Below are 13701 nucleotides of genomic sequence, written 5' to 3'. Positions count from 1 at the left end.
AATTATTGATATACTACCGTAATAACGATGGTATTTGCAATCTGGTCGTTGCCGCACTCTTGAAGACAATTGGAGTGGGATGAATATTTTATGAATGAAGGGAGTTTTTAGAAATGAATTCAGTTCGTTACAAGATCAGGGAATGCCAGGATCAAGAGAAAATTGAAAGTTTCCTTCACCAAGCGAGAATTGGGTATCTTGGGTTGGTTGATGGGAATCTACCCTATGTTGTACCGCTTAATTATGTATGGACTGAGGGGAAACTCTATTTTCACGGAGCTGGAGATGGAAGACGTAATCAGGTCATGAGTGAAAATCCAGAGATATGTTTTACGGTATGTGAGGAATACGGAACTATAACGGACCCGGTACCTGCCAAAACGGATACGGCTTATATGAGCGTAATGATATTTGGACAAGCAGAGCCGATCACAGATTTGGATGAAGCCACCCATGTACTTCAGGAAATGATCAATAAATATGTACCTGGCTATTATAATCGCCCCTTGCCCAAGCAGCATGTGGAAAAGTATAGGTCGGCTGTATTCGGTGGGCCGGTTCAAGTTTGTCGGGTAATTCCGAACCACATGACGGCAAAAGAAAGTCCTATTGAAGCAGAAAAAATGTATAGAACGGGCATGAATGTCAAACGAGAAATTTAACGACAAAATACTGTTACGACCCGCACTACGTCGATTCCGCTCTTCGGCAGCACACGCAGTCTCTGCTTACCTAGCCCTGCCAAAAGAGCATCCAAAATGTGGCGACTGTGCTCCAATCGGATGGGTATGGCGTCATTGGGGCATAGTTGGAGATTAAAGAAAGACCTAATTTCGCTTTATAAATGTTACGGTGAACCATATCATAAATAAGGGCAAGTTTTTTTGCAGGATTCCTTGCGGGGCATAGATTTGTATATATGTGTGAAGGTTTCGGACTATGGTAACGCTGGAATGCCTCGAAGCTTTTGGCCTTGCTGAACGGCTATCTGCTTCACTATGGTCTGAATTATAGTCTTCTGAGTCTCGACGGAGAGGACTGCAGGAGCCCGTTGAAGTCGCTGAGCGCTTTGCGTACGAGCTGAAGTGGGATGGGGGCGGCTTGGTTTTCGTCAAGCTGGCGCTCCGCCCCGGATTTACGGTTTGCTAGAACATCTTACTTCGTTTTCATATCCCTCCTGAAAATAAAAAATACCCCTCGAAAAGGGGGCTTGGTAAAAGTCAGAATTATGATATATGTATAAAAGCTCACTGAATACGAGTTTTGATGAACAAAAAAACGACACTGTAAAGGTGTCGTTTAGATATTTTTGAGTGATTTTAAGCAGAGGGTACCTATCCCGATTCCCTATAATAGTATTATAAATCCATGAACTTTATAAGTCTATACTTTTGGTAAAAAATTCTATAAACTATTCGTGCTGGCCGGCAAAATATATACTTGGAGGTGATATTTTGGTTTACAAATTGGTTAACCCAAGAACGCATAGAGATTGGTTAACACCTCATTCTCATGGATGGTATGCTCAACTCGGCAAACTGACAGGACAATATTCACTACCGTGGAATTCTACAGTGTCAGAGCCTGATGCCGAGGCTCTTTTTGAAGAAGAAGTTTCTCGAATGGTTGTTAAGAATAAGGTTATAGATATTGGTTGTGGTCACGGCGACTTTACCATTCGTTGGAGTTCGATTGCAAAGCAAATTGTCGGTATTGATATTACAAGTGATTTCATTGAAAACGGTAGAAACAATAATCTTTCTAACGTATCATTTGTGATTGCTGACACGGGAAATCGACTTCCATTTGAATCTGAGGAATTTGATTGCGCTTATAATCGAAAAGGTCCAACTTCTGCTTACCTAGATTTAAAAAGAATCATTAAACCAGGCGGGCGCATTCTTAGTCTCCACCCAGGCGATCATTTATCACCGGAATTATCATACCTTTTCCCTAACCTATTCGAACCGGTTCCTGAAGGGACCCCTATATTGAATAAAATTAAGGATAGTCTGGAAAGGGGTATGCTGCTCAAGCAGGCCAATATTGAAACAATTAGAAGTGCTTCTTATTTGCTTGAGCCTATGGATGTAGTTAGAGTATGTTGTTTTGGACAGGCTCCTTCGGTATATGAAATGGTCATTAACGAGAGTTTGCCCGAAATCGAAAGAATATTTTCCGAAAACGCAACCGATAAAGGATTTCGTGTAACAGGTCAGGCGTACATAGTTCGTGTAACTGTGTAGCGATGCTAGAATATGATGGTAATTAAGTGATCGTTATAAAAAGAAACGGCCATCCTGCAAAGGATGGCCTTAAAACTTACCGTTACAAACAGCGCGGTGAGCCATACCATAAGTAACGGCGAAATATTTTTTTGAATAATTAATCCAATCGTAAGGATGATCTGCATATGAAAATTCTATTAGTCGAAGATGATAAGACGATCGCGTCGGGACTGGAATATTCGCTGCAGCAAGATGGTTATCCAACCGTTCTCTGCCATGATATCGCCTCAGCCAAAAAAGTGCTTGCCGAAGACATGGATCAGTTCGCTTTATGTTTGTTCGATTTACAGCTTCCGGACGGGAGCGGCTATGAATTGTGCAAGATGGTGAAAAAGCGACGAGACATTCCGGTCATCTTCTTAACGGTAATCGACGATGAGGTCAATGTCGTGATGGGTCTCGACATGGGAGCCGACGATTACATTACCAAACCTTTTCGAGTTCGTGAGCTGCTCTCTCGGATCAATTCCGTCTTGCGGAGATACCAGAAGCCGTCCCACGCCAGATCGATCATCGACATCGGCAATGTCCGAATCAATGCGCTGGAAGGGAAAGTGTATAAAAACGGCGCCGAAATTGCGTTGACCGCCTTGGAATATCGCTTATTGCTGATCTTCGGCAACCACGTTGGACAGGTCCTCACAAGGAATCAGCTCTTAGAGCAAATCTGGGACGTGGCCGGCGACTTCGTGAACGACAATACGTTAACGGTGTATATCAAAAGGTTGAGGGAAAAGTTGGAGGATGACCCAGGGCATCCGACTTTGATCAAAACGGTACGCGGTTTAGGCTATAAGGTCGGTGATTAGATGATGCGCAATCGAGAAATTCAACGATTATTGCTCGTTATGGGCTTGATCAGCTTAACGGCGATCGTCGTCGCTGCTTTCATTTCGTCCGGCACTGTGGCGCTCGTCTTCATTCTATCCATGCTGCTTATTAGCACAAGCTTGTTATTCACGAGATGGAGATATCGCGAGCTAGCGAAGCTGTCCGCCTATTTGCGGGAAATCAGCAACGGCAATGATTTCCTTGACGTTCGCGATAATCAAGAAGGCGAGCTGAGCATTCTCAAGAATGATATTTACAAAGTGACGCTCATGCTATCGGAGCACCGGTCACTATTGCAGCGGGACAAAATTCAACTGACGGATGCCATCTCCGATATTTCGCATCAGCTCAAAACACCGCTTACCTCCATGACGGTGATGGCGGATTTATTAAGCGCCCCTGACCTACCTCCGGCCAAAAGATCGGAGTTCACCCATCATATTCGCGTCCAGCTTGATCGCATCGATTGGCTGGTTTCTTCCTTGCTAAAGTTATCGAAAATTGATGCAAAGACCATCCCATTCAAAAAAGATCGAATACACATAAAGAACCTGATCGAAAAGGCATTAGAGCCGGTGCTGATTCCGATGGATATTAAGGGACAGACGGTTTCCGTCGCGGGTGATGACGACGTCTCTTTTGTCGGCGATTTCAATTGGACTGCCGAAGCGGTCATCAATATATTGAAGAACGGCGTGGAGCATACGCCTGAAGGCGGAGCGATCGCCATCGCATTTTCCGAGAACGCGTTATTTGCGGAAATCGTCATTGCTGACAACGGTAAAGGCATTCCGAAAGAAGATTTGCCCTATATTTTCAAACGTTTTTACAAAGGAAAGAACGCCGGCGAAGGGAGCATCGGCATAGGACTTGCGATGGCTCACAGCATCATTGCCAGCCAGAACGGTGTGATCGACGTGACGAGCGACGGAGGCAAGGGTACGCAGTTTCGGATTAAATTTTATAAGCAAGTGATTTAACGGCATATCGTAAGTGAATGAATTGTCACCTCCATCGTCACTGGAAAGTCATTTTAGACAGATAAAATGATATTCATCAGATGAACGATGGAGGTAAGACAATGCAATTGCAGCAACACCGTAAGATTATTTTGGCCATCACAATAGGTTATACCCTGTTGATTCTTTATTTTCTGTTTTTCGCTTTCGGTAGATTAGACACGGTAGATCAAATTACCGAGTACACCTTTATGTTCTTACCGGACAGTTTTTTTAGGCTGCCAGGTCTATCTGATCTTCTACATCCTACGCTGATGGACATTGTGGGTTTCGGGAACATCGTAGCCTTCATCCCTGTTGGGGTCTTGATTCCGCTACTATATCGGACCAACTTTATTCGATTCATGACAGGGTTCATTCTATCCATTCTCATGCTGGAGACGATTCAGGCACTAACGTTCCTTGGAAGCTTCGACATGAACGACGTCATACAGAACGCATCGGGTGCAGCCATCGGATTTGGGGCGTACAAGCTTGGCTTTCGTATGAAAAACAATTGGATGAATATGGTTGCTACGGGCATTTCCAGTGTTGTCCTGATGCTCGGGGTATGGGGGGTCTTCGGGCTGGTTGATCAAGCGTTCACCAAAGAAATGGGTCCCTTTGTGGCGATCAACGAATTGAAAGACAGAAATGGGAATCTATCGACGGGTACCAAACGGTACATTCTGAAGATTGGCGGTCAAAACGTGGAACCCAAATATAATGCGTATCGCGTCGAAGGCAAAAAAAAAGAAACGTATACATATACGTTGGGCAATAGGGAGGAGATCTATCTCTCCATGCATTATGGAATCCCCGATCAAGAGGATTTCCATGGCAGCATTAGGGTTACCGTCGATGGACACGAGTTCCTGTCCGTATCTGCAGAATCGCAACGCCGTGAGCCGGATATGTCGGAAATTTTTCTCCCGCAAGCCAATGAGCTTACGATCACGCTGGAGGGAAATGAAACTCTATGGGATGTTGGATTTCGAGAGATGGTCTATAAATGGAGTTGAGCATCAAGAAAAGGAGGTATAGCCATGGAAATTTTAAAAATCGAGCATCTGTCTAAAATATACGGCACAGGCGAATCGGCGGTGAAGGCGCTTGACGATGTTTCTTTTTCAGTTCAAAAAGGCGAGTTCGTCGCAATTATCGGCCCTTCCGGATCGGGGAAATCGACGCTCCTTCATATGCTGGGCGGCGTGGATCGGCCGACTGGCGGTAGAGTTTATGTTCAGGATACGGACATGTATGCCTTGAACGAAACGCAGTTAGCCATCTTTCGACGCAGGCAAATCGGCCTGATCTACCAATTTTTCAATCTGATTCCCGTCCTGACGGTTGAAGAAAATATTACGCTGCCACTCTTGTTGGATAAACAAAAGGTAGATCAAAAACAATTGGATGGCCTTGTGAATACGTTGAATTTGCAGCATCGACTAAACCATCTGCCGAATCAGTTATCAGGTGGGCAGCAGCAACGGGTCTCGATCGGCAGAGCGCTCATCGGCAATCCTGCGATCATGCTGGCCGATGAACCGACCGGGAATCTGGACAGTAAGAATAGCAGCGAAATCGTCGACTTATTAAAAATGCTGAATAAAACCTATCATCAGACGCTGATCGTTATCACGCACGACGAACGGATCGCCTTGCAAGCCGACAGGATCATTTCGATTGAAGACGGGAGGATTGCCAAAGACGAGGTGATTCGACGATGAATATTGTTAATACGCTAACTATCCGGCATCTGAAGCAGAACAAGAGACGAACCTTCGTAACCATCATCGGCGTCATCATTTCGGTTGCCATGGTGACCGCTGTCGCTACGCTTGTTTTTTCCTTTTCGGATTTAATGATCAGGCAAGCCATTGCGGATACTGGGGAGTGGCATGTCCAATATCAAGATGTAACCAAAGAACAGCTTGCGGCGATACAGGGCGATGACGCAACCAAATCCGTTGCGATTACAAGAGATCTTGGCTATGCCCTATTAGAAGGGGGGCAAAATCCCAATAAACCGTACTTGTTCGTCAAGGAATATGATACACAAGGGTTCGCGCAATTACCGGTTGAATTGAGCAAGGGACGTCTTCCGCAAACGGACAAGGAAGTCGTCATTTCCGAAGCCGTGGCAACGAACGCCAAAGTGAAATATGAAATCGGTGATCGTCTAACCCTAAGCGTCGGCGAACGAGTCGAGAAAGGGGCCGAGCATCCCCTGGGTCAAATCGAACCGCTGCGTAGGGAAGACGGCAAATTGATCGAAACGTTGCAGCATACCAAGACAAGGGATTATACGGTGGTAGGCTTCATCAAGCGTCCCGTATGGGAACCGGCTTGGGCCCCGGGGTATACGGTCATTAGCTATATCGATGAAAATATCATTGGGGCAAACGATCAAATCGATGCATCTGTGGTGTTGCAGCGCGTCAATCCGTTCTTATTCGTTCATGCAGAGGAATTGGCTAAGAAAAATCATATTAAAACAGTCCAATATAATAACAATTTGCTTCGTTTTTACGGCTTGTCCAAAAGCAGTACCTCGTCCAGCATGGTGTTTTTCTTATCGGCGATCATTATGGCGGTCATTATGATCGGCTCGGTGTCGCTGATCTATAATGCTTTTGCGATATCGGTCTCGGAACGTTCCCGCCATTTAGGGATGCTGGCGAGCGTGGGGGCAACGAAAAGGCAGAAGCGAAATTCAGTGCTGTTTGAAGGTGTTGTCATTGGATTGATCAGCATTCCTATTGGTATCTTATGCGGTCTTGCTGGGATTGGGATCACCTTTGGGTTCATGAACGCGATGATTGAAGGGGCATTATGGACCAATGAAAAGCTGACGCTTATCGTCACGCCGTTATCGCTCTTGATTACTTGTGTTGTATCGCTGTTGACGATTTTCATTTCGTCGTATCTCCCGGCGATCAGGGCATCCAAGGTATCCGCGATGGATGCGATTCGCCAGACTGCCGACGTCAAGCTTACGGCCAAAGCTGTGAAAACGTCGAAGTTCATTCGCAAGTTCTTCGGGATCGAAGCGGCGATCGGGCTGAAAAACATAAAAAGGAACAAACGGAAATATCATGCCATCGTATTTTCGCTTGTCATCAGCATCGTTTTGTTTTTAACGGTATCGTTTTTTACGGCCGGCATGAAACAATCTCTGGAACTGTCGCGGGAAGGCATCAATTATGATATTGAAGTGTTGCACAGCAACGGAAAAAGAATAGACGATCGGCTGTTGCAATCAATTGTATCCCTGAATGGCGTCACGGAATATAACGTGATTCGCGAGTTGTATAAGAACGCTTGGGTCGATGCAGCGATCATTGCCGATGAATTACAGGCGAAGGTGAAGAAGGATAAGAGCTTACTGCAAGAAGGGAAATACCCTTACGATATTAAGATTCATGCATTGGACGATTCGAGCCTACAAGCCTATGCTAGAGCGGTCGGCGCAGATTACGCGCAGCTTACGGATCCGGATCATCCCGCCGCGATCGTGATGGATAGGATCCATTACAAAGATCTGGGGACGGGAAAATACGTTCAGACGAAGGCCATCTATACGAATGTCGGTCAACGTATCGAGGTAACGAACTTCTATAAAGAAAATGGGAAGGAAAAGAAGGCAAGCGAAGTGACCGTTGCCGCGTTGACGGATCAGGCTCCAATGGGGATGAGTCCGACAGGCGTAGGCGGGTTAAATATGATCGTGTCGGAACGCGTCATGAATCGATTGGCAGACGACGATCTTGGTAACGTTCAGATGTACCTCCATTTGAAAAGCACGGAGCCGATGAGAACGCAGCAGGAAATAGAAGAGATGCATGAGACCAATCTGAATGTCTCCAATGTATATCAATCCAGAAAAAGCGAAGAACAACAGATTCTATTGATGTCCGTCTTTTCTTACGGTTTTATCGTATTAATCTCTGCGATTTCCATTGCAAACATTTTTAATACGATCTCGACAGGCGTATCCCTTCGCAAACGAGAATTTGCGATGCTGAAATCCGTAGGCATGACGCCAAAAGGCTTTTCAAAAATGATGAACTACGAAAGTATTTTTTATGGGGTCAAGTCGCTGGTGTTCGGGCTCCCTGTCAGTTTCGTCGTGATGTATCTGATCTATAGGGCATTTTCGAACAAATTCAGCTACGGGTTCACCCTCCCTTGGATGAGCATTCTGTCTGTCATTGTCGCCGTATTTGTCATTGTCGGTTCCGCCATGTTATATTCCGGCTCGAAAGTAAAAAAGGAAAACATTATTGATGCGTTAAAGCAAGAGAATATATGATTAGCCATCGGCCCTGACTTGGTTGAAGTCAGGGCTTGCAAAGTGTCTAGTCTATGGGTACCAGTTTATACACAGCATCCTTTTTTTATTTTTAGCCATTTGACTCGTTACGGCGAACCGTATCACAAGTGATGGTACACAATCAGAAAAGAAATAGTACTTGATAGTAGCTATATCAGCAGATTAAGACGATAGTGACAATTGTCCGGCGACCAAAGCTATAAAATTAAGTACCCCGTTAGCGGAATAATAAACCGGACGTTAGGCTCATTGTTCTGGGAGCGTGCCTGCATGTAAAATGATAGAATCATAAGAACATTAATCCGTATTTTTAAAATAGATACGTTGACGGGCATGGCAAGATCAGCTGATGAAACACGCGGAAAGGCGGAAGACGATGAACACATTGCAGGAAGAAGCGCTGGAAGAGATGAAAACGGCGATTCATGAATGGTTTGACGAACAGGAAAATCGGAAGGACGTGGAGGGAGCGGTCAAGCGAACCACGCTGCAAATGGGCATATTTAAAGTCGTTATGTTGGATTATCGGCCGGGCAGGACCCGCGTTGACAGTTTGAATTCTGGACGGAATGCTGCAGGCAGCAAGTCGATGAAGGCTTCACCTTTTACGCGGGAGCAGGTCTTGCATGAGGTTCAGCCCCTGCTGGCGGAAATCGTAAAAGAGAAGCTGGACAAGCTGGAGTCGTCCCCGCTGATCGACTACCGGTTTACCTTGCAAGGAACCTTCGCAACGACAGACGGTCGCGTGAAATTAACGGTGCTGGAAATCGTATATGAAGATAAAAAGCGGCAGCTTTTGGAACGAATTCAGTCCTATATCGAGAAAAATTTGGAGAAGGGCTCTTACCCGACAAAGCCACTGGAAACCTTCTTTTTGACGCGTCATCTGCTGGACCCATATTTGTTTCACGAACCGGAAGTGGCAAGGATGACTGCTTTATTTGACCGGATTCAGGAGCTGAACAAAGAACGGACGCAAGCGCTAGCAGATCATCGAAGCTATATCATCCAGGCCTTGACCGGCTGGGCCGAGAATGTATTCCTGCGACATTACTACGATGCCGCCCGTTCCGAATACAGGACCAACGAATATAAAATCAAGCCGGATGCTACTCTGGAGAACAAGGATGAGCCGAATCAGCCTGTCGACTTACTGCTGTACGGCGCGGTGATGATTCTTCGTTACGCGCCCAACTACAGCAAATTCAAGGGCCAGAATTTTCTGGAGCTGGCGACGCAACTTGGCAGCGGCAAGGCCGGGCGCATGCTGAAGGAGGGCAGCGACAGCTTCTCGCAAGAAGACGTCCATATGCGTCATGAGTTGGTCGAATGCAAGGCTAACGATGTTTTTTCCCTCATTACGGTCGTTATTTGCAAGGAAGAAGCCGGGGCGTACGAACGGGCGATTTCGTTTATTCTCTCCCTGCTCCGAAAGGGCTTCCCGAAAAGCTACAAAATCAAGCTAAAATCCAGCGTGAGAGAGGTATTGCCCGTCAAGGGGCTTGCCAAATCGGATACACACCGTTTTTTTGCGAATGCGCTGGCTTATTCCGAGCTGCATCCGTTATTGGAGGAATACGCTCGTGAGGCGATGGAAGAGTTTGAATGGTACGAGGATACGGAAGGCGAAAAAAACGTAATGCCGGGCAGTTATGCCGTATTCGGGTTGGGACTTTCTTCTGAGCGGTATTTTCCGTTGGTCGAAGCTTACATGGACCTTGTGGACGATGAGCATCAGCTGGTGCAGGACAAGTTCACGGCCGTTTTTGCCGAAACCCATGGCGTAACAGAACGCTCGACTCCCGCCTTGGTCGCCTGCCTGCGGCGCTCCCACGATTCGCTAAAGCTGAAGATTCAGCTGGAGCTGGAAAGCGAAGACAAGTTGTCGCTGTTGGTACAGCATGTAGAAGCCCTGGCGGATTACGAGGCCGAGCGGGTGCTGTACCCGATCTGGGGCAAGGTGGAAAAGCTGGCCGCGTTGGCTCGCAAAGCGCAGGAACCGCGCAAGGAGCTGCTGCTTCGTCTACTAAAGGCGACGGGTAAAGCCTGACGGTACACGATAGACTCTGAAGAATGTATAGGATAAAATCTCCAAGAGGAAGGAAGTGTTAAACAATGAATTTAGAAATGGTTATGCAGGAGCTTGAAGCTCTCGGCAAGGAACGAACCAAAAATATTTACAAATCCAATGGCGCGCACGAACCGCTTTTTGGCGTGGCTACAGGCGAAATGAAGCCCATTTTCAAAAAAACAAAAATAAATCAACCTTTAGCTGAGCAGCTTTACGCTACAGGGAACTACGACGCCATGTACTTTGCCGGAATCATTGCAGATCCAAAAGCGATGACAGAAGCGGATTTTGAGCGTTGGATTGATGCGGCCTATTTTTATATGCTGTCCGATTTTGTGGTTGCAGTAACCTTGGCAGAAGCAGATATTGCACAAGGAGTGTCAGATAAATGGATCGCAAGCGGCGAAGAACTGAAAATGTCAGCGGGATGGAGTTGTTACTGCTGGCTGTTGGGCAATCGCCCGGATGTTGAGTTTTCCGAAACCAAAATTGCCAATATGCTTGAAATTGTGAGAAATACGATTCATGATTCTCCCGAACGAACGAAATATGCGATGAATAATTTTATTTATACAGTAGGGGTATCCTATTTGCCGCTCCATGATAAAGCGGTTGAGACCGCAAAGGCAGTAGGCCCGGTAGAAGTCAAACATGAAAAGAAAAAAAGCAGTTTCCTGCTCGCTTCCGAACGTATTCAAAAGGCAGTGGATAAAGAGGCACTTGGTTTTAAACGCAAACATGTAAGATGTTAATTGGGAAAACTAGATTGCAGCTCTGGTAAGTCTGGCGGTACAGCACCGGGGAAGATTTTCGCCGATAGATCCGTTAAGGGGAACCTTATCATAAGTAGGGCGAAATTTCTCGCTAACAACGAAGCAGCACATCATCATTGTGTTAGCTTTATTTATTGATTTTTGGGGAGACTTACCAGAAACAAGGTTTCTACATAGGGAGTACTCATCAACTGAATGTGGCCTTGATGTGATTCAACGATTTCCTTGACAATCGAAAGTCCGATACCGAGCCCCTCGCCCTTTCTTCCCCCGTCAACACGATAGAATCGTTCAAAGATGAGTTTGTGGTCCTCAGGAGCAACTCCTCTACCTTTGTCCTTAACGGTTATGCACACAACATCGTCTTCTTCAACGAGCCCTATTCCAAGGAAATGCCCTTCTTTTCCATAGCGAATCGCGTTGTCCATCAAGTTTCGTATAGCACGTTCAACAAGAGACGCATCGATAACCGCCTGAACATCCCCATCGGGGATATCCACTTCAATCGCAAAGCTTTGCCCGTCTAAAAATAACATGTAGTCAGCGGCAATTTTTCGCATCATTTCAGACAAGTTATGGGGAGCAAGATGAATCTCAAGTGAATCCCCATCCAGCCGTGAGATGTCTAACAATTGATCCAGCAGTTTGTCCATATAACGGGATCGTTGCAAAATGATTTTCGAGCTGGTCCGCAGTTCGTTTTCATCATTATATAAGCCAGTATGAATGGTTTCGGCGTAACCCAGGATCATCGTTAGCGGTGTTCGCAAATCGTGAGATAGATTAGAAAGCAGCAGCCTGCGCCCGGTTTCGAATTGATCGATTTCATCAGCCTGTCTCCGAATCCGCTGCACCATCGAATTGTAGTGACGGGTAAGTTGACCGATTTCATCCTTCGACTTGTCGTCAAGCACGATCACATCGCTTCGGATATTGACCTGATTGAGGGCTTGGTTAAGCTTGCCGATCCGTCGATTGACCGAGGAGAAAAGCCACAGGGCCAGAAAATAGGGCACAAAGAAAGATAACAGCAACGGCAGAGCCCAAAAATATAGTGCTTTAAATGTTCGCACAAAGAAATACATCTGTCCTTGTTTCATTGCATCGCTAGATAAGCTCAGTAATAAGTAATAAGGCTGTCCGTTCTTATTCGCTGAATAGGCAAGCGTAATCGGTTTATCTTCGCCCCAGAGGTTGTTTGGCATATTAATAATGCGATCAGCCAATTGCTCAAAGCTGTAATTATGCGTCTCACCATAAGTATCATAGAGCGTTGTTCCGTCTGAAGAAATCCATTCAAATCGAAGAGCAGGATGGTGGATGTGAAAATGATCCATTATCGGTTGGACTTCATTCTTATCGTATGTGTTTTGTTGTTCAGTAGCACTCAGTATCTCTTGCGAGATGGCGTTCAACTCATTTAAATCATAACCATTATTCCATAATTCACTTGAGAGTGTCGAAAGCCAGACAAACAAAATTAAGCTGATAACGATGCTTATTAACATGATGAGCCATATCCTAGTGCGATTCTTCATCGTCTATCTCCCGAAAAGCGATATCCAACGCCACGAACGGTATAAAGGTAATACTGAGAGCCGGAAGAGCTTTCGAGTACTTTGCGGAGCCGACTAATAAATACGCTCAAGTTGTTATCGTCGTAGTTTTCATGCTGCCAAATGTGCTTGTATATTTCCCTTTTGGTCAGGGCGCGATCGGGGTTTTGCATAAAGAATTTCAGAAGCTCGCATTCAACCAGAGTTAAATCACAGGGTTTCCCATCATTATGCAGAACTAAATTATCTACATCGAGAACCAGATGGTTTAATCGGATGATTTCAGATTGATGGGTTGCATGGGGACGTTGCCTTCTTAATTGAGCTTGAACCCGGGCAAGTAACTCCAACGGACTAAATGGCTTTGTCACATAATCAACGGCTCCTAGACTGAGGGTAGCAATCTTGTCCTGCACTTCTCTTCTAGCGCTAAGTGCGATAACGATAGTTTGCAAATTTTTATCTTGTAAATAACGAAGTACCTTAGTGCCATCCCCGTCATCCATCATCAAGTCCAATATCAAGAGCTCGATATTATGCTCTTGCATCCGTTCAATCGCTTTCCGTCCCGATTCCGCTTCAATAACGTGGAAGCCTGCCCGTTCCATATGGATGCGAATTAACGTACGAATCTCGGGTTCGTCATCGATAATTAGGATATGACCCATACATGCACGACCACCATTCTTTCCAAAAATATGAATCTCTTAAAAGAATACTATAAAATTTGAATATTTAATAATAATGATTCAGGACGAGTGTGGATTTTGATCATCCATTAAGATTTCATTAAGATACGGCGCTGAGTTCCTATTAAAATAAGAGATGAAAGGTTTTAAGAGTTGGAG

The 13701-nt window shown here is 45.5% G+C and carries 11 protein-coding genes and 2 pseudogenes; 9 read left to right on the top strand and 4 right to left on the bottom strand.

All coding sequences use genetic code 11. The features are described from left to right. Nucleotides 1–113: 113 nt before the first annotated feature. The 9 genes from ACSBOP_RS21250 to ACSBOP_RS21210 all read left to right on the top strand — a co-directional run bounded on the left by ACSBOP_RS21250 (nt 114) and on the right by ACSBOP_RS21210 (nt 11276). Complete coding sequence (locus ACSBOP_RS21250; protein ID WP_442602468.1) at nt 114–662, top strand: pyridoxamine 5'-phosphate oxidase family protein; 549 nt, start codon at nt 114–116, stop codon at nt 660–662. A gap of 792 nt (nt 663–1454) precedes the next feature. Further along, nucleotides 1455–2246, top strand: coding sequence for a class I SAM-dependent methyltransferase (locus ACSBOP_RS21245; RefSeq protein ID WP_442602467.1), 792 nt, complete (start codon nt 1455–1457; stop codon nt 2244–2246). Nucleotides 2247–2413: 167 nt separating this feature from the next. Further along, nucleotides 2414–3097 carry a response regulator transcription factor gene (locus ACSBOP_RS21240; protein WP_442602466.1) on the top strand — a complete coding sequence of 228 codons (684 nt, stop codon included), beginning with the start codon at nt 2414–2416 and terminating at the stop codon, nt 3095–3097. After that, entirely contained in the window at nt 3098–4099 is a 1002-nt protein-coding gene (locus tag ACSBOP_RS21235; protein ID WP_442602465.1) for a sensor histidine kinase, read from the top strand. It abuts the gene before it with no gap. A gap of 101 nt (nt 4100–4200) precedes the next feature. Then, nucleotides 4201–5139 carry a VanZ family protein gene (locus ACSBOP_RS21230; RefSeq protein ID WP_442602464.1) on the top strand — a complete coding sequence of 313 codons (939 nt, stop codon included), beginning with the start codon at nt 4201–4203 and terminating at the stop codon, nt 5137–5139. Nucleotides 5140–5163: 24 nt separating this feature from the next. Then, nucleotides 5164–5847, top strand: coding sequence for an ABC transporter ATP-binding protein (locus ACSBOP_RS21225; protein ID WP_442602463.1), 684 nt, complete (start codon nt 5164–5166; stop codon nt 5845–5847). Further along, entirely contained in the window at nt 5844–8432 is a 2589-nt protein-coding gene (locus tag ACSBOP_RS21220) for an ABC transporter permease (protein WP_442602462.1), read from the top strand. The genes ACSBOP_RS21225 and ACSBOP_RS21220 overlap by 4 nt, the downstream gene beginning before the upstream one ends. 397 nt (nt 8433–8829) lie before the next feature. Next, the gene (locus tag ACSBOP_RS21215; protein WP_442602461.1) at nt 8830–10503 is read left to right on the top strand and encodes a DUF6138 family protein; all 1674 of its coding nucleotides are present in this window, start codon (nt 8830–8832) and stop codon (nt 10501–10503) included. Between the two features lie 65 nt (nt 10504–10568). Beyond that, nucleotides 10569–11276 carry a DNA alkylation repair protein gene (locus ACSBOP_RS21210; protein WP_442602460.1) on the top strand — a complete coding sequence of 236 codons (708 nt, stop codon included), beginning with the start codon at nt 10569–10571 and terminating at the stop codon, nt 11274–11276. 152 nt (nt 11277–11428) lie between these two features. Here the strand turns inward: ACSBOP_RS21210 and ACSBOP_RS21205 are convergent, their stop codons facing one another. The 4 genes and pseudogenes from ACSBOP_RS21205 to ACSBOP_RS21190 all read right to left on the bottom strand — a co-directional run. Further along, entirely contained in the window at nt 11429–12835 is a 1407-nt protein-coding gene (locus ACSBOP_RS21205; protein WP_442602459.1) for a sensor histidine kinase, read from the bottom strand. After that, nucleotides 12832–13026: a winged helix-turn-helix domain-containing protein gene (locus tag ACSBOP_RS21200; protein ID WP_442604554.1), complete on the bottom strand. Its 195-nt coding sequence runs from the start codon at nt 13024–13026 to the stop codon at nt 12832–12834. The genes ACSBOP_RS21205 and ACSBOP_RS21200 overlap by 4 nt, the downstream gene beginning before the upstream one ends. Before the next feature lie 132 nt (nt 13027–13158). After that, nucleotides 13159–13263 (bottom strand): annotated as a pseudogene (locus ACSBOP_RS21195) (response regulator transcription factor); the annotation flags it as partial. Next, a pseudogene (locus tag ACSBOP_RS21190) lies at nt 13240–13461 on the bottom strand (response regulator); the annotation flags it as partial. The pseudogenes ACSBOP_RS21190 and ACSBOP_RS21195, both read right to left, overlap by 24 nt. Nucleotides 13462–13701 lie beyond the last annotated feature (240 nt).

This window comes from Paenibacillus sp. KN14-4R, from assembly GCF_052180255.1.
Lineage (GTDB): Bacteria > Bacillota > Bacilli > Paenibacillales > NBRC-103111 > Paenibacillus_AM.
This window is presented reverse-complemented; position numbering and strand designations above follow the sequence as displayed.